Source organism: uncultured Sphingosinicella sp., assembly GCF_963974575.1.
GTDB lineage: Bacteria > Pseudomonadota > Alphaproteobacteria > Sphingomonadales > Sphingomonadaceae > Sphingosinicella.
Genome location: NZ_CAXBBQ010000009.1, coordinates 38399 through 60450 on the forward strand (window position 1 = coordinate 38399; position 22052 = coordinate 60450).

A 22052-nucleotide genomic window follows, 5' to 3' on the forward strand; every position below is an offset into this window, starting at 1 on the left:
TCCGCGCCCCGGTCGCCGGGGAGGGGATGTTTCAGCGTTTCAGGATCAGCCACAGCGCGACTCCTGCGATCAGCCCGGAGAATATGGCATTATATCCGGCCATCGAAATGCCCGCCAGCGACCATGCGATCTGGTCGCACTGCACGACCGGCGTCGCCATCACGTTCGACAAGAAGTCGCCGGAGCCAAGGTCCGTGGCACTGCACGCGCTCGGGCCCTGCCACCAGCGCTGCTCGACGCCCGCGTGGAACACGCCGATGCCCGCCGTAACCAGTTCCGCGAGCGCGGCGAGAAGCAGCAGCGCGCGCTTGCCCGCGCCCGGCACGAACAGCGCGAGGCTGGCGAGGATCAGCGCGATGGCGTGCGGCCAGCGCTGCCAGATGCACATCTCGCACGGGTGCAGCCCGCCGATATGCTGGAATGCGAATGCGCCGCCCAGCAGCGCGGCCGGCCCAAGCAGAAGAAGCAGATGCGCGCCGCGCAGCCGGTCAGCCATTGCTGGCCTTTCGGGCGACGAGGCTGGCGCCCACAAGCGTCACACCTTCCGCTTCCAGCGCCGCCGACCAGCGCTCGATCTCGCTGATCGTCGTGGAGACGGGGCGGGCATAGCCGATCGCATAGCCGCGGCGTTTCGCGGTGGCGACGAGGTCGTCGAGGTTGCGGCGGATGTTCGCCGCGGTTTCCGGCTCGTCGAGGAAGCGGTCGTTGGTGGCTGAAGCGAGGCCTATGGCGCGCGCTTCCTTTTCACCCACGGAGCGCCCGGAGGAGCGCGCGTCCACGTAGAGGAGCCGCTTCGCCTTCAACGCATCGAGCACCGGCCGCATCGCGGCGGCATTTTCGGTGAAGGCGCTGCCCATCATATTGGTGATGCCCATCGGCGCCTCAACGCGAGACAGCGCCCAGTTCAGGCGCCGCACGTTTTCGGCGGGCGCTTCGCCCGTCAGCAGCACATTCTGGCCGGGATTGACGCGCGGGTACGATTTCGGCTGCATCGGCACGGAGAGCCACACCTCGTGCCCGCCCGCCTTCGCGGCCTTGGCAAGGTCGCGCGAGGCGTCGGCGTAGGGCGAAAAGGCGAGGCTGACAGCGGCGGGCAGTCGGTCGATCGCGGCCTTCGCAGCAGTCGCGTTCGGGCCAAGCTCGGTAAGCACGATGGCCACGATCGGTCCTGCCGGGATCGGCGCTGCCGATGCGGCGGGCCGCACAGGCGGTGTTTCACCCGCCGCAAGCCGCGCCTCGTCGATCTCGGGTTTGTCGACGTCGGTGACGGGAACCTGCGCGATTGGCGGCCGCAGCGTGCCCGCTGTCGCAGCGTCCTTCGCTTTCACCTTGGCTTCCGGCGGCAGCACGCGGCGCGGCTGATCGCCCGTTTGCGCGGCGGCGTGGCTCGGCGCGAGGGGCCGCAGCAGCTCGACGAACACGGTCGCAAGGCCAATGAACAGCACGGCGCCGCCAAGCGCGAGCAGCAGTCCCCGGCCCCGACGGGGGGCGATGTCTTCGCTCAGCGGGATACCTCTGCAGTTTGCACCGGCCCCAGCCGGCCGATGATCTTCATCGCATAGTCGAGCTGGTAGTCCTTCACGCCCGCCTTCTCGAGATCGGCGGCGGTCCGCGTGAAGCGCGGGTTTTCCTTGTCGTCTTCCTCGATGATCTTGTTGTCCTTCACCGCGTCGTTGCGCAGGTGCTGGCGCAGGTCCGCCTCGCGGATCACGCGGCGTTCCTTGTAATCGGCGTCCGAAAGCTGCGGCACGGTGATGTCGGGTTCGATGCCCGCTTCCTGCACGGAGCGGCCCGACGGCGTGAAGTAGCGCGCCGTGGTGAGCCGGAGCGCCGTGTCCTGCGTCATCGGGATCAGCGTCTGCACCGAGCCCTTGCCGAAGCTGCGCTGGCCGAGCACGAGCGCGCGGCGGTGATCCTGAAGCGCCCCCGCGACGATCTCGGCGGCGGATGCCGAGCCTTCATCGACGAGCACGACGATCGGCTTGCCCTTCGTGTCGTCGCCTTCGCGCGCGTAGTAGCGCTGCACGTCGCCCTTGCGGCGCCCGCGCTGCGAAACGATCTCGCCGCGCTCCAGGAACGCGTCGGAAACCTCGATCGCCTGATCGAGGAGCCCGCCGGGGTTCGATCGCAGGTCGACCACGAAGCCGAGCAGCTTGCCGCCCGCCTGCTTTTCCATTGCCGCGATCGCCTGTCGCGTCGCTTCGCCGGTCTGCTTGTTGAACGCGGAGATGCGCAGGATGCCGATGTTGTTCTTCACTTCGGACTTCACCGGCTTCAGCGAGATGATCTCGCGCTTCAGCGTCAGCTCCATCGGCTTCTGCTGGCCGGTGCGCACGACGCTGATCTTCACGGTCGTGCCCGGCACGCCCTTCATCTTGTCGACCGCATCATCAAGCGACAGGCCGTAGATGAGTTCCCCGTCGATATGCGTGATGTAGTCGCCTGCCTTGATGCCGGCCCTTGCGGCGGGCGTATCGTCCGTCGGCGCGATCACTTTCACCACGCCGTCTTCCTGGCTGACGGTAAGGCCGAGCCCGCCATATTCGCCCTCAGTCTGCGTCCGCATCCGCTCGAAGTTGCGCATATTAAGGAAGCTGGAATGCGGATCGAGGCTGGAAAGCATCCCGTTGATCGCGCCCTCGATCAGCTTCTCGTCGGTAACTTCGTCTACATATTCGGCACGCACCCGCTCGAACACATCCATCAGCTGGTCGAGCTGGCGATAGGTGCTCGCCGGATTCGCCGCCTGCACGGCGGTCGTCGATGGAATGAGCGCGATCGCCACGGCGGGGATCAGCGTGTGCAAAAGCTTACGAGACATCACTTCTTCCTTGTCGTGACCGGCGGCGCGGCCCTCTCCCAGCGCGTCGGCATCATCATAGCCGCGCGTCGATGAATTGGCGAGTAACGGATTTCAGCCATCGCGACCGGTTTTGCGGACATGTGGCGCGGGATCGATGGGGCGGCCACCCTGCCGGAGTTCGAGGTAAAGCTCGGGCTCCAGCGATCCCATGCGGCCGATCGGCGTTCCGGCCGAAACCGTTTCGCCGACAAGTACATCGACGCGTTCGAGGCCCGACATCATGCTGAGCAAACGCTCGGGATGCTGGACGATGACGATATCGCCGTACGTACGGAACGGCCCGGCGTAGGCGATCCGGCCCTTCGCAGGAGCGACGACCTGCGCGCCTTTGCGCGTTGCGAGTGTGATGCCGCGCGCACGAACGCCGACATGGCTCATGTCAGCGAAGCCTTCCACGATGTTGCCCGCCGCGGGTTGCAGATAGGGGAAGGGGAGCGCCGCGGCGGCCGTCCGGACAGGCCGGGGCGGCGCCAGCCGCCGTGCGTTCGTTCCCGCGCTGTCATCGAATGCGCCCGCGAGACCGCGCAGGTCCATCGCCTTCGCGGCCAGCGTGCGCGCCTGCGCGCGCTCCTCATCGGCCTCGCGATCGAGCGAGTCGCGTTCGGCGCGGAGGTCGGCCTGCAGGCCATCGAGTTGGCGAATCGCCTGCGAAAGCTCGGTGTTGGCGGCGAGCAGCTGCCGCTTCGACGCGACGAGCCGGGCCTGCACGGTGCGGGAGTCGACAAGCGCGCGCCGGTATTCGGCGGTGCGCGTCCGAAGCGCTGGTTGAACGGCTTCCAGAAGCGCGCTGACACGGGCGGTCGTGACGGCGGAGGAGGGTTCGAGAAGCACGAGGCCGGCCGGCCTGCGGCTCAGGGTCTGGAGCACGGCGAGGAGTCGGCTGATCTCGCCATGCTGTGCGGCGAGCCGGGCGCGCTGCTGGCGCCGCAATCGCTCGAGTCGGGTAATTCCAGCCTCGATGGCGCTCACGCGCGCCTCGCCGTCCTGGATGCGCCGGGCAAGGTCGATCGCGGTCTGCCGCGCGGCGCGCGCCCTGTTGTCGGCGGCATCGGCGTCGCGGCGCAGCGCGGCGGCGCGGGAGTCGGCCTTCAGCGCATCCTGTTCCGCCTTGTCCGCGGGCGCTGCCGCGGCGAGGAGCAGGAAGGCGAGGGCCGCGGTTCGCATCAGCCCTCGCGGTGGTAGGGGTGGCCGGCGAGAATGGCCGTTGCCCGGTATAGCTGCTCGGCGAGCATCGCGCGCACCATCAGGTGGGGCCATGTCGTCTTGCCGAAGCTGATGAGGAGGTCTGCACCTTCGCGCGTTTCAGCGTCGTGGCCGTCAGCGGCACCGATCAGGAAGCGGGTTTCGCGCACGCCGTCATCCCGCCAGCGCCCAAGGCGTTCCGCAAACGCCGTGGAAGCGAGGCTTTCGCCGCGTTCATCGAGCGCCACCGTGCGGCAATCGCCGGTCGGTGACGGCACGCGGCCGCCTTTGTCGGGAAGCTCGGTGATGCGAAACGGCCAGTTCATCCGCGCGCGGTAGCGTTCGACGAGATCAGCTTCCGGGCCGCGCCCGATGCGTCCGCGCGCGATGACATGCAGGAGCACCTTAGGCGGTTGCGGCCGCCGCCGGCGTCTTGTCGAAGGCCCACATCTTCTCGAGGTTGTAGAAGCTGCGGACTTCCGGGCGGAACAGGTGAACGATCACGTCGTCCGCATCGATCAGCACCCAATCGGCGGTCGGCAGGCCTTCGATGCGCACAACGCGGCCGAGATCCGCCTTGATCTTTTCGGCAAGCTTCTGCGCCATGGAGGCCACCTGCCGTGTGGAGCGGCCGCTGGCGATGATCATGTGATCGGCGATTTGCGTTTTTCCGCTGAGCGGAATGTCGATGACATCGACGGCCTGATCGTCGTCGAGCGACTTCAGGATGAGGGCGTGCAGCTCTTCGGAGCTTCCGCCTTCATGGTCGCCGGGCGTTGCCGCGGCGCTATTGGGAGACAATCCTTATCCCTTCGGGTTCGTTGCACCAATTCGGCTCGCCCATCCCGGATCGCGCGTGCGGATCGCTGTGGCGGAGGTGGGATCGAGCGGGATCGAAAGGATCACTATCGCCGGCAACTCCCATTCAGCCCAGAGTTTGGCACGCGCTTCGCCGCGAATATGCCGCCGAAGCCACGCCATGGCCGGAGCCCGGCGTGCCCGCCCAATGTAATCGCCCCGCGCCATTACGGCAATCGGCACTTCGCGTGCGATGTCGCGCCAGCGTTTCCAGCGGCTGAACTGCAACAGATTGTCCGCGCCCATGATCCAGATGAAGCGGTGCTGCGGGAACGCGCGCCTCAGTGCGGTGATCGTATCGGCAGTGTAGACGGTGCCCAGCGACGCCTCGATATCCGTGGGACGGATGCGCGGGTGCCGTGCAACACGCCGAGCGCACTCCATGCGCGCGGCAAGCGGGGCCATTCCCGCTTTTTCTTTCAAGGGGTTCTGCGGGCTGACCAGCCACCAGACCTCGTCGAGCGCGAGCCGCCGCAGCGCCTCGATACTGATATGCCGGTGGCCCTGATGCGCCGGGTTGAATGACCCGCCGATAAGGCCGATCCGGGCCACTACAGCCCCGCCGCCTGTGCGGCGATTTCGTAAGAGCGGAGCCGGGCTGCCTGGTCGAAGATCATGCCCGTCACCATCAGTTCGTCGGCGCCGGTTTCGGCTGCGAACGCCTGCATCTGCCGCGCCACGGTCTCCGCGCTGCCTACAGCCGAGCAGGAGAGGGTGCGTGCGAGATGCGCCTGAAGCTCAGCGGGCAGCGATTCGCGGTAGCCGGGGATCGGCGGCGGCAGTTGCCCGCGCTGGCCCGTGACCATGCGCACGAAGGCCTGCTGCTGAGACGTTGCGAGTACGGCGGCCTCCTCGTCCGTATCGGCGGCGATGACGTTGTAGCCGAGCATCAGATACGGTTTGTCGAGGTAGGCAGATGGCTTGAAGTGGTTGCGGTACACCTCGATCGCCTGACTGAGCGCCTGCGGCGCGAAGTGCGAGGCGAAGGCGTAGGGCAGGCCGAGGTGCGCGGCGAGGCTCGCGCCGAACAGGCTGGAGCCGAGAATCCACACATCGACGTTCGCGCCGCCGCCCGGCACGGCAAGCACTGGGCCTTCGTCCCGGAAAAAGGCCATGACCTCCTGCACGTCCTGCGGGAAGCGCTCCGAGGCTGCATGCAGGTCGCGGCGGATTGCCTGCGAGACCATCTGATCGGAGCCGGGCGCACGGCCGAGGCCGAGATCAATGCGACCGGGGTAGAGCGCGTCGAGTGTGCCGAATTGTTCGGCGATCAGCAGCGGCGCGTGGTTCGGCAGCATGATGCCGCCCGCGCCGACGCGAATCGTTGAGGTCGCGCCCGCGATATGGCCGATCAGCACCGAAGTCGCGGCGCTGGCGATGCCGGCCATGCCGTGATGTTCGGCGAGCCAGAGGCGGCGGTAGCCGAGCCGTTCGCCGGTTTGCGCGAGCGCCACGGAATTGGCGAAGGACTGCCGGACGCTGCCGCCTTCGGTGACGGGCGAGAGGTCGAGGATCGAAAGCGGGATCATGCCGCCATCAGGGGCGAACCTGCCCGTTGCCGCGTACCACGGTCTTGTAGGTGGTGAGCCCTTCGAGCGCGACCGGGCCGCGCGCGTGAAGGCGCCCGGTGGCGATGCCGATCTCCGCACCGAAGCCGAACTCGCCGCCGTCCGCGAACTGCGTTGAGGCGTTGTGGATCACGATGGCGCTGTCCACGCCCGCAAGAAAACGGTTCGCGGTCTCGGCGTTTTCGGTGACGATGCTCTCGGTATGTGCGCTGCCGTGGCGAGCGATGTGTTCGGCCGCGCCTGATACGCCGTCCACCACCTTCGCAGAGATGATCGCGTCGAGATACTCGGTGCCCCAGTCAGCTTCGTCCGCCGCCACCACGCGCGAATCGATGGCCTGCACCGCGTCGTCTCCGCGCACCTCGCAGCCCGCGTCGAGCAGCGCTTTCACGACCCGCGCGCCGGTCGCCTGTGCACCTTCGTCGATCAGCAGTGTTTCCGCCGCGCCGCAGATGCCGGTGCGGCGTAGCTTGGCGTTGAGCGCGATGGCTTCGGCCTTGTCCGCGTCCGCGTCGCGGTCGATGTAGACGTGGCAGATACCGTCGAGGTGCGCGAGCACGGGCACGCGCGCTTCGGATTGCACACGCGCAACGAGGCCCTTGCCGCCGCGCGGGATGATGATGTCGATAAGCCCGGCTGCGCCCAGCATCGCGCCGACGGCGGCGCGGTCGGGCGTGTCCACCAGTTGCACCGCATCGGCGGGAAGGCCTTCGCTGGCGATGCCGTCAATGAACGCTGCGTGCAGTGCCTTCGATGTGGCGAGCGCTTCCGATCCGCCGCGCAGGATGCAGGCGTTGCCCGACATCAGGCACAGAGCGCCCGCATCCACGGTGACGTTCGGGCGGCTTTCGTAGATGATGCCGATGACGCCGAGCGGCACGCGCACCTGTTCGAATTTAAGGCCGTTCGGCTGGGTCCAACCCTTGATCGGCGCGCCCACGGGATCGGGAAGGCCTGCCACGGCTTCCACACCCGCCGCGATGCCTTCGAGGCGGGCATCGTCCAGCCGCAGCCTGTCGAGCATCGCTCCCGAGGTGCCGCGCGCCTCTGCAGCCTTCACGTCTTCGGCATTGGCGGCAAGGACCGTGGGAGCGGCGGCGCGGATCGCCTCTGCGGCGGCCTTCAATGCGGCAGCCTTGCGCGCGGTCGGCGTCGCCGCGAGCGTGCGGGACGCGGCGCGGGCGGCGGTGGCCATGTCGGCGATACGGGCTTCGATCTCACTCATAACAATACCAGATGATCCCTGTGTACCATGGCGGAGCGCGGCGCATAGCCGAGGATGTCTGCCTGCGCCTCGGTGCGCTTTCCCGCGATGGCGCGCGCATCGGCGATATCGTAACCCGCAAGGCCCCGCGCAAGCACATGACCGTTTTCGTCGGCGATCTCGATGGCGTCTCCGCGCGCGAACTTGCCGTCCACCTGCCGCACGCCCGCTGCGAGCAGGCTGCCGCCGCGCTGCAAGGCCTTCACCGCGCCCGCATCGATGGTGAGGCGACCGGAAGAGGTGAGGCGGCCCGCGAGCCACGCCTTGCGCGCCCGGCTCGCCGAAACGGCGGCGAACAACGTGCAGCGGCCGGTTTCTTCAAGGCGCGCGAGCGGGTTGAGGCCGGTGCCCTGCGCGATGCCGAGCGGGATGCCGCTCTTGCAGGCGATGCGCGCGGCGGCGACCTTCGCGCCCATGCCGCCGGAGCCCATCGCGGCGCTTTCCCCCAGCGTCACGCGCTTCAGTACGGCGTCGATGTCGTCGACGCGCGCGATCAGTTCCGCGTCCGGATCATTGCGCGGATCGGCGGTGAACAGCCCGTCGATGTTGGAGAGGAGCAGCACGCCGTCCGCCGCTGCGGCCTGGCCGACACGCGCTGCGAGACGGTCGTTGTCGCCGAAGCGGATTTCCTCGGTCGCGACGCTGTCGTTCTCGTTCAGCACCGGCACGACGCCGAGGCCGAGCAGCCGTTCGAGCGTCGCGGCAGCGTTGAGGAAGCGGCGGCGATCTTCAAGATCGCCCAGCGTCAGCAGCATCTGCGCGGCAGTGATGCCCTTGTCGCCGAGCAATTCGGCCCACGCCTGGCTGAGCAGGATCTGACCCGTGGCAGCAGCGGCCTGCGCATCCTCAAGAGAGGCGCGGCCGCCCTTCGGCAGTCCGAGACGCCGCGCGCCGAGCGCGATGGCGCCCGAGGAGACGACGACGATCCGCTGGCCGCGCGCCCGGCGTTCCGCGATGTCGGCAGCGAGGCTTTGTAGCCATTCGCGTCGCAGCGTGCCGTCTTCGTCGACAAGCAGGGCTGAACCCACCTTGACGACCAGAGCTTTGCAGTTGCCGGGCGAAAAGGGACTCAGATCGGTGACCATGCTGCCTGTTTGTCCGCCTCTTTTCGCGCCCCCCGAGCGGGCTCCCCGATCTTACTCAGAAGCGCGTCCAGAACCTCCGTCAAGCCTTCACCGGTGGCAGCGGAAACCAGATGGACTTCGTGCCCGCAGGCCTTTTCCAGCGCACGCAGCTTGGCGGCGCGCCCACGCGGGTCGATGAGGTCGATCTTGCTCAGCGCAACCACCTGCGGCTTGTCCTCGAGCCCAGCACCGTAGGCCTCCAGTTCATCCACAATGGTGCGGTACGCCTTGGTGGGCGAGGGTGCACTCGCATCGACGAGGTGCAGCAGCACGCGGCAGCGCTCGACGTGCCCGAGGAAACGGTCGCCGATGCCGACGCCGTCCGCCGCGCCGGCGATCAGGCCGGGGATGTCGGCAAGCACGAACTCGCGGTCGCGATGCAGAACGACGCCGAGCTGCGGCTTCAGCGTCGTGAACGGATAGGCGCCGACCTTGGCGTTGGCGTTGGTCACGGCGTTGATGAACGTGGACTTGCCCGCGTTCGGCAGGCCGAGCAGGCCCGCGTCGGCGAGCAGCTTCAGCCGCAGCCACACCCACATCTCCTGGCCGGGGATGCCGGGCTGCGACTGGCGCGGTGCGCGGTTCGTCGAGGTCTTGTAGGATGCGTTGCCGCGCCCGCCCATGCCGCCGTGCAGGAAGGTGATGCGTTCGCCCACGGTGGTGAGGTCGGCGAGCAGCGTATGCTCCTCGTCATCGGCCAGAATCTGCGTGCCCACCGGTACGGGGATCACCAGATCCTCGGCCGACGCGCCCGTCTGGTTGCGGCCGGCGCCGCCCGCGCCGCGCGGCGCCTTGAAATGCTGGCGATAACGAAAATCGATCAGCGTGTTGAGGCCCTCAACAGCTTCGAAAATGATGTCGCCGCCCCTACCGCCGTTGCCGCCGTCTGGTCCGCCCTGCTCGATGAACTTCTCACGGCGAAACGATACGGCACCGGGGCCGCCGCCGCCGGAGCGCAGGTAGATCTTTGCCTGATCGAGAAACTTCATGCCGCTTCCCTATACATGCCGACGCGATCTAGCCAGCGTTCGCGTGACAGGCGGTATTCGACCGAATCGATCTCGCAGTCTCGCGCGCGGCAATAGTGAGGCACGATCTCGCCGGTGGGCACAAAGCCGAGCTTTCTCAGAACCTTGCCGGAGGCCGGATTGTCGATGAAGTGGCCCGCGCCGAGCATGTCGTTGCGGGCGCCGAGGAAGGCTGCCGCGATGATCGCCTCGGCGGCTTCGACCGCGATGCCCTTGCCCCAGTGGCGCCGGGCCACCCAATAACCGATTTCTGGAACGGTGATCTTATCGTTCCAGCGTCCGAAGCCGACGCTGCCGACGAGTTCCGGCGCACTGTCCGTGCGCAGGAAGATAAGGCTGCTTGCCTCGCGCGGCGGCGTTTCGGCGTCCTTGGCGATCTTGTCGCGCGCGTCGTCGATGCCGTAGGGCCACGGTGCGGTCGCAAGGTTGCGGACGATCGCCTCGTCGGCGATCGCGGCGGCCAGCGCCTCTGCGTCCTCCGGCCACGCCGGCCTCAGGAACAGCCGTCTCGTACGTGCAAACATCTCTCGCTCCATGCCCGATCGGGAAGGGGAGAAACGAAAAAGGGAGATGGCGACCCATCTCCCTTTCCCTGTGCGTATGCACCAGATTCAGGGGCCGCCTACCCGGCGACCGTATATCAAGCGGGCCGCCTCGCTATTCCGCTGCCATCGACATCGGGTCGACGCTGACGAATTTGCGTCCAAGCTTGCCGTCGTGGAACGCTACGCGGCCCTCGACGAGCGCGAACAGCGTATGGTCCTTGCCTATGCCGACATTACGGCCCGGGTAGAACTTGGTTCCGCGTTGGCGGACGAGAATGTTGCCAGCGAGCACGTCCTGCCCGCCGAAGCGCTTCACGCCAAGACGCTTGCCTGCCGAATCGCGACCGTTACGCGACGAACCGCCAGCTTTCTTATGTGCCATGGTTCAAACTCCTCTTTACTCGGCGTCGGTCTTGGCAGCGGCCTTCTTGGCCGGGGCCTTCTTCGCGGGCTTTTCAGCCGGCTCGGCGGCCGCTTCTACGGCCGGCGCGGCTTCCGCCTTCGCGGCCTTTGGCGCCTTCGCGGCGGTCTTGCCGATCGCGGTGATCTTCAGCACCGTCAGAAGCTGGCGGTGACCGTTGCGGCGGCGATAGCCGTGACGGCGCTTCTTCTTGAAGACAATGACCTTGTCGCCCTTGGGCTGCGCCACGATCTCGGCCGACACGACCTGACCGGCCACGTCCTTGAGTTCGCCGCCCTCGCCGATGGCAAGGATGTCGCCCAACTGGACGGTTTCGCCGACTTCGCCCTTCAGGCGGTCAACGGTGATCTTCTGCTCGGCGGCGACGCGATACTGCTTGCCGCCCGTGCGCACGACTGCGAACATGGCTTTGGCTACCTTAGGCCCAGAAATTGAACAACAGGCACCAGCGCGTGGAACCACGCCGATGCCTGTGGAAAGCGCAGCTAGCTACTGGCCGTGGGCGTGAATGTCAACCGATTCAGCACAGCTTTTGCCATCAATGGCGATGCTGTGATTTCAGTCGATAACTGCCATCGGGCATCCGCTCGAACATTTCGGAAACCGCAGGGTGCAGCACGGGCGCGCCGTTTTCGTCGGGCAGCAGGTTCTGCTGGCTGACATAGGCCACATAGGTTTGATCGTCGTTTTCGGCGAGCAGGTGGTAGAAGGGTTGGTCCTTCGCCGGGCGGATGTCCTCGGGGATCGCTTCCCACCATTCCTCGGTGTTGGCGAACTCGGGGTCGACATCGAAAATAATACCGCGAAACGGGAAAAAGCGGTGCCGCACCACTTCGCCGATGCCGAAGCTGGCGGTGGTCACAGGCTCGCCAAAGGGCGGCAGCAGACGCGGCGTGGGAGCGGCGGCAGGGGCTGTAATAGACTTCGCGGTACGCATAGAGGGGAATATAAGGGCCTTGCGCTGCTCTGCAAAGGCTGACCGTTGGTCTGCGCGGCCCCCTCTCACGCAAAAGCAGTGCTGACGGCGGCGCCCTGCTCAGGCCACAGGCTGCAAATCAAAACGCTCAAGGCCCGTGTCCGCGTAAGAAACGCCTTCGGCGCGTAGCCCCTCCGGACAGTCCTCGTCCCGAATGCGCGCCGCAAGCAGGTGGGCAAGCGCAGGCGCCGTCTGGATGCCGTAGCCGCCTTGGCCGGCAAGCCAGTAGAAGCCCGGCAGGTCGCAGTCCGGCCCGGCGATCGGCAGCCGGTCCGTTGTGAACGTGCGGAGGCCGGCCCAGCTGTGGCGAACGCGGCGGACCTCAAGCGTTGTTGCTGTACAGACCCTGTCGACCGCGACGGCGATGTCCCAGTCGTCTGGCTGCGCATCGCACGGTTCGCAGGCCGTTTCATCCGCAGGCGACAGCAGCAGCGCGCCTGCGTCGGGCTTGAAGTAGAATTCGTCGTCGATATCCATCACGATCGGCCAGCGCGTCGGCGTCATGTCGGTAGGCGGGTCCACGAGGATGGCGGTGCGACGGAACGGCTGCACGTAGCCGGCTCTCGATCCTGCCATGGCGGCGACACGGTCGGCCCATGCGCCGGCTGCGTTCACGACGATCGCGCTGGCGAAAACGCCCGTCGCCGTGCGCAGCGTCCAGCCGCCGCCGCTATGGTCGAGGCCTTCCAGCCCCGACCGTGTGGCCAAAACACCGCCGTTTCGCCGGAATGTGCGCAGATAGCTCTGCAGCAGGGCGTCGACATCGATCGCAAGCGCGCCTGGCTCATAAACCGAGGCCGCCACATAAGGCTCGGCGAGCAGCGGACAGAGGCTGCGTGTGGCGGGGGCATCCATCCATGTCGTGAGAGGCGCGATATCCGGCCTTTCGTGGAAGACTTGTAGGTGGCCGAGCTGGTCCGCGCGCGCGACAAACATGTTTCCGAGTGGCGACACCAGCGCGTGATCGGCGAAGCCGTCGGGCGGTGCCGTCAGAAATCCCCGGCTGGCACGCGACAGGGCGCGAACGGTTTCACCGCCATAGATGGCCGTGAAGACCGCAGCGGAGCGCCCCGTCGCGTGATAACCCGGTTGATCTTCCTGTTCGAGGAGCAACACCCGGTGGGTCGAGGACAGCGCGCTTGCGACAGAGGCGCCGGCCATGCCGGCACCGATCACGGCGATGTCGAACGTCGCCTCGGGAACCGTGGTCATGCCGCGGCCCGCAGCTCCCGCGTTTTCTGCAGGTCGATGGACCATGCTCCACCGTTCTGCTCGATCGCGACGCAGTAAAGCCTGCGCGCGTCTTCGGGGGTGATGAACGCGTTGCGCACATCGCTGAGCACAAGCTCCGGATCGCGTTCGCGCGCCTTGCCCCACGCCCCGCCGCCGCCGGTGATAACGCGGAACAACGTGCCCTCGCCGAACGGCCCGATGGAGCCGACGCGCTCGTTGTAGACGATGGGCTCGCCGCCCACCGGTGTCACGGTAAGGCTGCCGTGATCGCCGTCCGTACCGCCGTTGAAGCCCGCAGCCGTGGTGTCTGCGGTGTTTTCGATGACGAAGGAGGCGTAGACGCCATCGGTGAGACAGCGGTAGTCCTTGCGAACCCCCATGCCCCCCCGGAACTTGCCCACTCCCGCGACCTCCGGCGCGAACTCGAACAGTTCTACGCGGAACGGGTGACGCGTCTCGGTGATCTCGATCGGCGTATTGGGCAGATCGCCGTTGCCGGTGAGCTGGTTGGTCGCACCGTCCCGGTCGATCAGCGCGCCGTTGCCGCCGTGCATCGGATCCATCATCACGAACGGCTTGCCATGGCGCGACTGGCTGCGGGAGAAGAACGCGCCGGTCAGCTGATAGCCTCCGGCCGGGCACTTGTCCGGCACGATATTGAGGAAGCACCGGAACATCATCTCCATCAGGCACTCGATGACATAGCCGTAGGAGTCGGTCGGCGCGGGCCACACCGGATTGACGATCGATTCCGGCGGCAGTTCAAAATCCAGGCATTTGGTGTGGCCGGCGTTGCAGGGATCGAACGGCAGCAGGATGCCCTTCAGCGACGATGCCAATATGCCCTTGGTGCAAGGGGCGGGGAGGTTGATCGGCCCGCGCGCCGTGGGACTCGAACCGTTCAGCGAGAAGTGCACGCGGTCGCCCTGGATCGTGACCTTCAGGCAGACGAGGAATTCGCCGTCTTCCTGAACGCCGTCGCTGTCGAGCCGGATGGAGGCGCCGTATTCGCCATCCGGCAATGCCGCGATCGTCGCGCGCATCGACCGGTCGGTCTGGTCGATCACATAGTCCATCGCCTCGCGGATCGTTTCCGTGCCGTATTTGGCGCACAGCGACTGGATGCGCTCGCAGCCCTGCCGGCATGAGGCGATCTGCGCCTCGAGGTCGCCCTTCACGATTTCCGGCACGCGGACATTGCAGTCGATCAGGTCCCACAGGCCCTGGTTCTTGACGCCGCGCTCCACGATCTTCTGGTGCCGGAAGCAGAGGCCTTCCTGGAACGTGTCCGTCGTGTCCGGGCACCAGCCGCCGGGGTTCTTGCCACCGACATCCGCCCAGTGCGCGGCGGTTCCGCAGAAGGCGACGAGTTCGCCTTCGAAGAACACCGGCATGTAGACGTTGGTGTCGGAAATGTGCGTTCCGGTTTCGAACGGATCGTTGACGATAAGGACGTCGCCTTCCGCGAAATTGCCCTTCCAGCGCGCCATTCCGGCGCGCACGGCTTCCGGGAAGGCTTGGCTGAACACGATCACGCCCGGTGTTTCCGCCCACATGTCGCCGGTTGCCGACATGATGGTGACGCTGAAGTCCTGGACTTCATAAAGCAGTGGATTGAAGGCCGTGCGGATCATGGTCTTCGCCATTTCCTCGGTGGCGGCCACGAGGCGGTTGCGGATGATCTCCGTCAGAACGACGTCTACTTTGCGCATGTTGTGTCTTCCCGCCTTTAGAGAGTGGGTTCGAGAACGAGATTGCCGAAGGTGTCGCAGGTGGACTGCCATCCGGGCGGAACTATCGTCGTCATGGTCCATTCGTTGATGATCGCCGGGCCGGTGACGACCTGACCGGCCGCGAGGGTTTCGCGGTCGAACACGTCGGTCGGCACCGCTTTGCCGGTGCGCGGGAAATAGACGTCCAGCTGCCGCATCGCCGCGCCCTGCGGCCGCTCCGGCATTGGCGCGATCTCCGGCGCGCGGACACGCCCGATCGCGCGGCAGCGGATGGACACGAGTTCCAGCGGGGCATCCGGCTCACCGTGGCCATAGAGGCGGATATGAGATTCGACGAAGCGCCGGCGCGCGCCTTCCAGAATGGACGCGGTATCCTGCCATGCGTCCTCCAGATCGACCGTGATCGTGTATTCCTGATTCTCGAAGCGAAGGTCGAAGCGCTTCACGCGCTCGATATCACCGGCCGCGAAGCCGTACTGGCCGATGCCGCTCGCCGCCCGCGTTTCCAGTTCGTTCATTGTCGCAAGCGCCCCGGCGATGTGCGCGGCGTCGAACGGCATGACCTTGGTGCGGACCTCGTCCTCCATGTAATCGGTGGTGAGGATGCCCCACGCCGAGAAGTTCGCCGGTGCATTCGGCACGATCACCATGGGCACTTCCAGCTCCTCCGCCACCGAGCAGGCGAACAGCCCGCCGCCGCCACCGTAGGCGAGCAGCACGAACTCACGGGGATCGAGACCGCGTTCGACCGTCTTGCTGCGAATGGCGTTCGCCATGTTCGTTTCGGCGATCGAAACGATGCCCTGCGCGGCCGACTGAAGGTCGAGTCCAAGCGGTTCGGCGATCTTCTTTTCGATCGCCGCACGCGCACCTTCGGTATCGAGCTGCATCCGGCCGCCGAGGAAATAGGCGGGATCGAGGCGGCCGAGCGTGAGGTGCGCGTCAGTGACGGTCGGCTCCGTGCCGCCCCGCCCGAAACAGACCGGCCCGGGCGAAGCGCCCGCGCTCTGCGGCCCGACCTGCAGGCCGCCGCGGTGATCGAGCCACGCGATGGAGCCGCCGCCCGCGCCGATCGAGATAACGTCGATCAGCGAGCCGAGGATCGGCCGTTGCGCGATCTCGGCCTGGCTGCGTTCGAGCACACGCCCCTCCTCGATGATCGCGACATCATAGGTGGTGCCGCCGACATCGGTGCAGATGACGTTCGCATAGCCGAGGCGGTCGCATAGAAACTTGGCGCCGATCACGCCGCCCGCGGGGCCGGACATCAGTGTGCGGATCGGCTTCCGTCCGGCCGTCTTGGCGTCCACGACCCCGCCGCTCGATTGCATGATGGCAAGCGAACGCGTGTAGTTCGCGTCCTTCAGCCTCGTTTCTAGATTGGTGAGATAGGTCTGAACCGTGGGCTGGATGAAGGCGTTGAGCACGGTCGTCGAGGTCCGCTCATATTCGCGCCATTCCGACGCGATCTCGTGCGACACGGAGATCGGCAGATGCGGGTGCCGCGCGAGGATGCGCTGCCTTGCCGCGATTTCATGCGCGGGCTGGGCATAGGCGTGCAGGAAGCATATCGCGATGGCCTCCGCGCCGCGCGCCAGCAGCAGGTCGACCTGCGTGTCGACCGCTTCAAGATCGATCGGCGTCAGCACCTCGCCGTCGAAGGTCATGCGCTCCGGTATTTCGAGGCGGAGGAAGCGTTCGACGAGTGGCGACGCAGACTGGTGCAGGAAGTTGTATACGGGCTTCCGGCCGCCGCGGCCCATCTCCAGAACGTCACGGAAGCCTTTCGTGGTCAGCAGGCCGACCTTCGCGCCCTTTTCCTGAACCAGCGCATTCACACCGACGGTCATGCCGTGGAAGATTTGCTGGATGCTGTCGATGTCGACATCGAGACTCTCGATACCCGTGAGGAACTGCTCGTGCAGCCTGTCCGGAATCGAGGGAATCTTTTCCACGCGGGCAGCGCCGGTGGCCTCGTCCATCAAAACGAAGTCCATGAATGTGCCGCCTACGTCCACGGCGACCCTGTAGCGATCCTGTGTCATGCGCTCCCGCTCTCGATAGTTGTCCGCAAGACCCGGCCGGACTTGCGAACGATGAACTCAGTTCATCGAGGGAAGCGGGGTGCGGGTCTCATTGCAAGGTTGCTCATGGGGGATAACCCAAAGCCGTTCCGGCATGGGCTTCGACTATGGGGGATCACCCAACATTTGGCTTGGACCGGCGGCCGATCGCCCCGACTATTGTTCGCGGATACTCGTTCGCAAGTATCGGTTGCACATAAAAAGGGGGAATATGATGGATACCGTACGAACGCGGATTCTGGCGGCCGTTGCGGTGGCCGGCCTGCTTGTCGCCGCCACGCCGGTCGTCGCTGCCGAGCACGAGCAGAGCGAAATTGTCATCACGGCACGCAAGCGCGCGGAAAGCCAGATCGAGGTTCCCGACGCCGTCACCGTGTTCACGGCGCAGACCATCGAGAACGCCGGCATCAACGACGTCACGGACTTCGCCAATCTCACGCCCAACATGTTCTTCACGCCGACCTTCAGACCGGCGGAAATGCAGATGACGATCCGCGGTATCCCGACGGCGCAGGGAGGAGAGGCGCCTGTCGCAGTCGTGATCGACGGTGTGCAGGTCTCGCATCCCACCTTCGTAAACCAGGAACTGCTGGATATCGAGCAGATCGAGGTGCTGCGCGGTCCGCAGGGCTCGCTCTACGGCCGCAATGCCATCGGCGGCGCGCTCAACATCACGACGCGGCGCCCGACCAACGAACTCGAAGGCATGGTCCGCGCCTCCTACGCCAGCGGCAACGACATTCGCGTCGGCGGTGCCATCTCGGGTCCGCTCGTCAAGGACAAGCTGCTGTTCCGCCTCGCCGCTTCGATGCGCGACTACGAGGGGCAATTGCGCGACCAGACCGCGCGCGACGGCGACCGCAAGGCGGATTACGACGAGAGCTATCTCGTGAAGGCCGGTCTCATCTTCACGCCGACCGACCGGCTGGAGATTAACCTCAGGGGCAATTACCTGCATCAGCGCGCTGGCGCCCCGTCGCTCGAGATCGTCGGCAACGCCAATTTCGACGACTACGATGCGTCGCTCATCAATCGCAATGTCCTGACATTCGATAAGCGCGAAATCTACGATCTTTCGCTGAAGGCCGACTATGATTTCGGCGCCGCGATGCTCACATGGATCACCGGCTACAGCCGCAGCGACGCGCGTCTATTCGGCGATGCGGACTTCTCGCCGACACCGTTCCTGCTCCAGGATCTCGATCTGACCGTAAAGGCGTTCACGCAGGAGCTGCGGCTGTCTTCGCAGGGTGATGGCTGGCTGCGGTGGCTCGTCGGCCTCTATTATCAGAAGCGCGATACAGACAACTTCCTGCTCATTCCCTTCGACGATGGCACGGGCCAATCGAACGGCACCTTCGCCATCCAGAGCTTCGATGCGGGTACAAGCAAGTCGATCGCGGCGTTCGGTTCGGTGAGCGCGGATGTCTCCGATGACCTCGAACTGACGCTTGGTATGCGCTACGATCGCGACAAGCGCCGGTCTGTGGATACGGCGATCGGCGCGGCCTCGGAGGCTGGCGATACGTTCGAGGCCGTTCAGCCGAAGCTGCAGCTGAAATACAAGGTCGCCGACGATCTCAACGTCTTCGCGAGTTACGGGCGCGGCTTCCGGTCCGGCGGCTTCAATGCATTCTTTGCCGCCGGCGCTGATCGCCAGTTCAGCAAGGAAACCTCTGACAGCTTCGAAATCGGCATGAAGGGTGATTTCCTGGATCGCCGCCTGACGTTCTCTGCATCGGCATTCCACATCAAGTTCGACAATCAGCAGTTCTTCTTCATCACTGTCAGTCCGCCGTCGCAGAACGTCGTGAACATCGGCAAGGTGGATATTTCCGGCCTCGAAGTTGAACTGGCTGCCCGCCCGACGTCACAGCTTACCATCAACGCGGGCTTTGGTCTTTCGGATGCGACGATCAAGCGGTTCAGCGATGCCGCGCCCGCGCTTTACAAGGACAATCGCGCCCCGCAGAGTCCAGCGTACACGGCGAGCCTCAGCATGGATTATGTGATCCCGCTGGCGGATGAATTCGACGTTCGCTTCAACGGCAGCTTCGTACGGCGCGGCTCGATCATGTGGGATGCCGCCAACACGCTGCGGACGCCCGCGAAGAACCTCATCAACGCCCGTCTGTTCGTCGAGCGCAGCGGGTTTTCGATCGGTGCTTACGTCGATAACCTTACGAACGCGCGATATCCGACGCAGGCACTCGCCAATTCCTTCGGAGACGGCTTGCATTCACGCATTCCGAGCCCGAAGCGGCAGTTCGGTGTTCAGGGTTCCTACAAGTTCTGATTTCCAGGCCCGATCATGGTGCCTTCGCTGCAAGCGTGGCGGAGGCACCATTCGTTTCCACCGGATGCGGAAGGTTCCTTGACCATGCATGAGGGCCGGGACGTCCGCATTTTCGGCGCGGACGATGTGTGGTCACATCTTACCTACGAAGCCTGTATCGCGGCGATGCGAGATGCCATGGTGGCGTTCTCCGAAGGGCGTACGCCCAGTGTGCCGCGTACCTTTCTCGATCTTGCGGGCGGCAACATGTTCGGCGCGATGGTGGGCAGCCTTGGCGAAGGTGACATGTTCGGCGCCAAGCTGATCAACCTGTTTCCCGGCAACGTCAGACATGGCAAGCCCTCACACCTTGGCCTCGTCGCATTGTTCGATCCTGCTGACGGTAGCCTCTCCAGCCTCATCGACGCTGCGGCGCTCACGGCGATCAGGACGGCTTCGGCGAGCGCTGCCGCAACCGACGCTCTCGCCCGGCCGGATGCCCGAACGCTTGCGGTGCTGGGATACGGTGAGCAGGCCGAGACGCATATCCGCGCGATCCTCACCGTGCGTCCGATCGAGCGCGTCCGCGCGTGGGGCCGTGATCCGGAACGCTGCGCGCGCTTTTCCGACCGCATCGCGGCGTGCGGTGTTTCGTGCACGCCCGTTGTCGATATCGCGGGCGCCGTTGCCGGCGCAGATATCGTCTGCACGACCACGGCGGCGGTCGAACCCATCCTCTACGGCCGCTGGATCGTGCCCGGCACCCACATCAATGTCGTCGGCTTTGCTGGAAGTGATGCGGCGGAGATCGATGCGGATCTTGTGCTCCGCGCGCGCTATATCGCCGATAGCCGCGCGTCCGTTTTCGCCGAAGCTGGCGAATTCCGTTCGCTGCTCCGAAACGGCGTGATCACGGACGCGCACATCGTTGCCGAGATCGGCGACGTTTATTCGGGCCGCGCGACAGGCAGAATATGTGATGACGATATCACCCTGTATCGCTCGCTGGGCCACATCGTTCAGGATCTCGCGGCGGCACGCGCGCTTGTTGATCTGGCGAGCGGGACGGCGCTTCGAAGCGTCCGTCTGTGAAGGCTGATGCGAAGGCGCCTATACCTGCCATTCAAGATGCAGCGCCGTCGGCTGCCGGAATTCGAAGCCGCGAACTTCGGCAAGGTGATCAGCCGAAAGGCGGATATCCGGGCAACGTTCCAGGATATGCCGGATGGCGGTGATGGCTTCGAGGCGTGCGAGATTCGATCCCAGGCAGAAATGCGGGCCGAGTGCGAAGCCCAGATGCTTCCGCACGTTCGTCCGGTCCAGCCGGTACGCGGTGGGCTCATCGAAAACGCGCGCATCTTGATTGGCCGCGCCGAGCATACAGTTGACGATGTCGCCTGCGCGAAAGGTAGATTCGCCGAGCGTGAAATCCCGAACGACGTGGCGCGTGGCGGATTGTACCGGCGAAAGCCAGCGCAGCGTTTCCTCGATAGCTTGTGGAATGAGGGCCGGGTCTCGGCGCACGCTGGCGAGCGCATCGGGATGCGTGCACAGGGCATAGAGACAGTTGAGGACAACGGCTTCCACTGTCGAGATACCGCCGAAGAAGATGATGGACGCGTTCCGGCAAATCTCTGCGTCATCCAGCCGGTCGTCGCTCAGGTCGTTGACGACCTGGCTGAGCAGGCTGTCGTCGGGCGCTGCCCGTACCCGCGCGATGTGGTGCCGGATGAGCGCATGGAACTCGCCGACGTAACCCTGCGCCCGCGCTCGAACGTCCTCGCGCCACGCAAAATTCGAAAGTGCCCCTTCGAAGCCATCATACCAGAGGCGCAGTTTCGCTTCCTCTTCGAAAGGGATGTCGAACAGCGAAAGGATCGAGAGCACGGGCAGCCGGCTGGCGTAGGCGGCATGAAACTCGGCTTTGCCGTCGTTCACGAAGCGGTCGATGAGCAAACGCGAACACGCATCCGTCCTCTCCTCCATGGAAGCACGGATGCGAGCCGGGCCGAACGCCCCACGGAACCGGGATTTGAATCGTTCATGCTGTTCCCCTTCGGCAGTCAGCATGTGTTCGCCGAACGTGTCGAAAATCAGCGAATCCCGCGTTCCGGTCACGAAATCGTCTGTGTTGCGAAGGATGGTCTCCACGTCCCGGTAACCGGCGACGAGCCACATGCTGAGATCCGGCACCCAGCCCACGGACGACCCCGACTGCAGCGTCCGGAAGGTCGGATACGGATCGCGATCCAACGCTTCCGCCGTGATCTCAAGGCAGGGTGTTCGATCGTATGTCATCGCGGTGTGTGGTCCTCATCCCGTTGTTTCAGTGAGATTAGGAGGCATGGATTGAAGAGTCTCGCCAGATATGCCATGATTTTTTTACATTTCGGATAGTTTGGATCAAGTAAGTCTCATAAATGACGAAAATGACCATAACGCTCGACGTGCGTGACCGGAAAATTCTGCGGGAGCTGCAGCGGAATGCGCGGCTCAGCAATATCGACCTTGCAGCGCGCGTCGGCATGTCCCCGTCCACGTGCCTGCGCCGCACACGCGCACTCGAAGAGGCGGGGATCATCAGCGCCTATGTTGCGGTCGTCGATCCGGCCGCGCTCGGCCCCAGCATTTCGCTCTACATCATGATCGATCTCGATCAGCGCATCGAAACCGACGCCAGGATGTTCTTTGACAGGATCGCCCGCGACGATCGCATTGTCGAATGCGTTGCGCTTACCGGAAACCACGACATACTGGTCCGAGCGGTGGTCCGCGACATGGCAGACATGGCCCAGTTGACGATGGATACGTTGCTGAAGCTACCGAGTGTGCGGAGTCTCACGTCGAGCATCGTGATGCGGTCGATCAAACGGGCAGCACCGCGCTCGCCGTGAAGGG

General features: G+C 65.3%; 21 protein-coding genes and 1 pseudogene. 3 read left to right on the forward strand and 19 right to left on the reverse strand.

The window, feature by feature from the left end:
* Positions 1 to 31 precede the first annotated feature (31 nt).
* The 18 genes and pseudogenes from AAC014_RS15455 to AAC014_RS15540 form a co-directional block, all read right to left on the reverse strand.
* Positions 32 to 496, reverse strand: a complete 465-nt coding sequence (locus AAC014_RS15455) for a disulfide bond formation protein B (RefSeq protein ID WP_339710147.1) — start codon at positions 494 to 496, stop codon at positions 32 to 34.
* Positions 489 to 1445, reverse strand: a complete 957-nt coding sequence (locus AAC014_RS15460) for a divergent polysaccharide deacetylase family protein (protein ID WP_339710150.1) — start codon at positions 1443 to 1445, stop codon at positions 489 to 491. The genes AAC014_RS15455 and AAC014_RS15460 overlap by 8 nt, the downstream gene beginning before the upstream one ends.
* A gap of 56 nt (positions 1446 to 1501) precedes the next feature.
* Positions 1502 to 2821 (reverse strand): S41 family peptidase, encoded by a 1320-nt coding sequence (locus AAC014_RS15465; RefSeq protein WP_339710153.1) that lies wholly within the window; start codon positions 2819 to 2821, stop codon positions 1502 to 1504.
* Between the two features lie 93 nt (positions 2822 to 2914).
* Positions 2915 to 4027, reverse strand: coding sequence for a peptidoglycan DD-metalloendopeptidase family protein (locus tag AAC014_RS15470; RefSeq protein ID WP_339710156.1), 1113 nt, complete (start codon positions 4025 to 4027; stop codon positions 2915 to 2917).
* On the reverse strand, positions 4027 to 4449 hold the full coding sequence (locus AAC014_RS15475) for a 23S rRNA (pseudouridine(1915)-N(3))-methyltransferase RlmH (protein WP_339710159.1): 423 nt from the start codon (positions 4447 to 4449) through the stop codon (positions 4027 to 4029). The genes AAC014_RS15470 and AAC014_RS15475 overlap by 1 nt, the downstream gene beginning before the upstream one ends.
* Position 4450: 1 nt before the next feature.
* Positions 4451 to 4846, reverse strand: a complete 396-nt coding sequence (rsfS, locus tag AAC014_RS15480) for a ribosome silencing factor (RefSeq protein WP_339710162.1) — start codon at positions 4844 to 4846, stop codon at positions 4451 to 4453.
* 3 nt (positions 4847 to 4849) lie between these two features.
* A complete protein-coding gene (locus AAC014_RS15485) occupies positions 4850 to 5455 on the reverse strand; it encodes a nicotinate-nucleotide adenylyltransferase (RefSeq protein WP_339710165.1) in 606 nt (201 codons plus the stop codon).
* The gene (locus tag AAC014_RS15490) at positions 5455 to 6432 is read right to left on the reverse strand and encodes an LLM class flavin-dependent oxidoreductase (RefSeq protein ID WP_339710168.1); all 978 of its coding nucleotides are present in this window, start codon (positions 6430 to 6432) and stop codon (positions 5455 to 5457) included. Before AAC014_RS15490 ends, AAC014_RS15485 begins: the two co-directional genes overlap by 1 nt.
* Positions 6433 to 6439: 7 nt before the next feature.
* A complete protein-coding gene (locus tag AAC014_RS15495) occupies positions 6440 to 7696 on the reverse strand; it encodes a glutamate-5-semialdehyde dehydrogenase (protein WP_339710171.1) in 1257 nt (418 codons plus the stop codon).
* Positions 7693 to 8820 carry a glutamate 5-kinase gene (gene proB / locus AAC014_RS15500; protein WP_339710174.1) on the reverse strand — a complete coding sequence of 376 codons (1128 nt, stop codon included), beginning with the start codon at positions 8818 to 8820 and terminating at the stop codon, positions 7693 to 7695. The genes AAC014_RS15495 and proB overlap by 4 nt, the downstream gene beginning before the upstream one ends.
* Positions 8805 to 9848 (reverse strand): GTPase ObgE, encoded by a 1044-nt coding sequence (obgE, locus tag AAC014_RS15505; protein ID WP_339710177.1) that lies wholly within the window; start codon positions 9846 to 9848, stop codon positions 8805 to 8807. Before obgE ends, proB begins: the two co-directional genes overlap by 16 nt.
* Positions 9845 to 10411, reverse strand: a complete 567-nt coding sequence (locus AAC014_RS15510) for a GNAT family N-acetyltransferase (protein ID WP_339710180.1) — start codon at positions 10409 to 10411, stop codon at positions 9845 to 9847. The genes obgE and AAC014_RS15510 overlap by 4 nt, the downstream gene beginning before the upstream one ends.
* Positions 10412 to 10544: 133 nt before the next feature.
* A complete protein-coding gene (rpmA, locus tag AAC014_RS15515) occupies positions 10545 to 10814 on the reverse strand; it encodes a 50S ribosomal protein L27 (protein ID WP_339710182.1) in 270 nt (89 codons plus the stop codon).
* 90 nt (positions 10815 to 10904) lie between these two features.
* Positions 10905 to 11258: pseudogene (rplU, locus tag AAC014_RS15520) on the reverse strand (50S ribosomal protein L21); the annotation flags it as partial.
* Between the two features lie 133 nt (positions 11259 to 11391).
* Entirely contained in the window at positions 11392 to 11715 is a 324-nt protein-coding gene (gene hspQ / locus AAC014_RS15525) for a heat shock protein HspQ (RefSeq protein ID WP_339710186.1), read from the reverse strand.
* A gap of 174 nt (positions 11716 to 11889) precedes the next feature.
* The gene (locus AAC014_RS15530; RefSeq protein WP_339710189.1) at positions 11890 to 13041 is read right to left on the reverse strand and encodes an FAD-dependent oxidoreductase; all 1152 of its coding nucleotides are present in this window, start codon (positions 13039 to 13041) and stop codon (positions 11890 to 11892) included.
* Positions 13038 to 14774, reverse strand: a complete 1737-nt coding sequence (locus AAC014_RS15535) for a hydantoinase B/oxoprolinase family protein (protein ID WP_339710192.1) — start codon at positions 14772 to 14774, stop codon at positions 13038 to 13040. Before AAC014_RS15535 ends, AAC014_RS15530 begins: the two co-directional genes overlap by 4 nt.
* A 17-nt stretch (positions 14775 to 14791) precedes the next feature.
* On the reverse strand, positions 14792 to 16840 hold the full coding sequence (locus AAC014_RS15540) for a hydantoinase/oxoprolinase family protein (protein ID WP_339710194.1): 2049 nt from the start codon (positions 16838 to 16840) through the stop codon (positions 14792 to 14794).
* 253 nt (positions 16841 to 17093) lie between these two features.
* Here AAC014_RS15540 and AAC014_RS15545 point away from each other — a divergent pair, with 253 nt between their 5' ends.
* Together AAC014_RS15545 and AAC014_RS15550 are read left to right on the forward strand one after the other, a co-directional pair.
* On the forward strand, positions 17094 to 19175 hold the full coding sequence (locus tag AAC014_RS15545) for a TonB-dependent receptor (protein ID WP_339710196.1): 2082 nt from the start codon (positions 17094 to 17096) through the stop codon (positions 19173 to 19175).
* An 84-nt stretch (positions 19176 to 19259) separates the two neighbouring features.
* Complete coding sequence (locus AAC014_RS15550) at positions 19260 to 20246, forward strand: ornithine cyclodeaminase family protein (RefSeq protein ID WP_339710384.1); 987 nt, start codon at positions 19260 to 19262, stop codon at positions 20244 to 20246.
* An 18-nt stretch (positions 20247 to 20264) separates the two neighbouring features.
* Here AAC014_RS15550 and AAC014_RS15555 read toward each other — a convergent pair whose 3' ends face one another.
* Positions 20265 to 21452: a cytochrome P450 gene (locus tag AAC014_RS15555; RefSeq protein WP_339710198.1), complete on the reverse strand. Its 1188-nt coding sequence runs from the start codon at positions 21450 to 21452 to the stop codon at positions 20265 to 20267.
* Positions 21453 to 21574: 122 nt separating this feature from the next.
* Between AAC014_RS15555 and AAC014_RS15560 the strand changes: the two genes are divergently transcribed.
* On the forward strand, positions 21575 to 22048 hold the full coding sequence (locus AAC014_RS15560) for an Lrp/AsnC family transcriptional regulator (protein WP_339710200.1): 474 nt from the start codon (positions 21575 to 21577) through the stop codon (positions 22046 to 22048).
* Positions 22049 to 22052 lie beyond the last annotated feature (4 nt).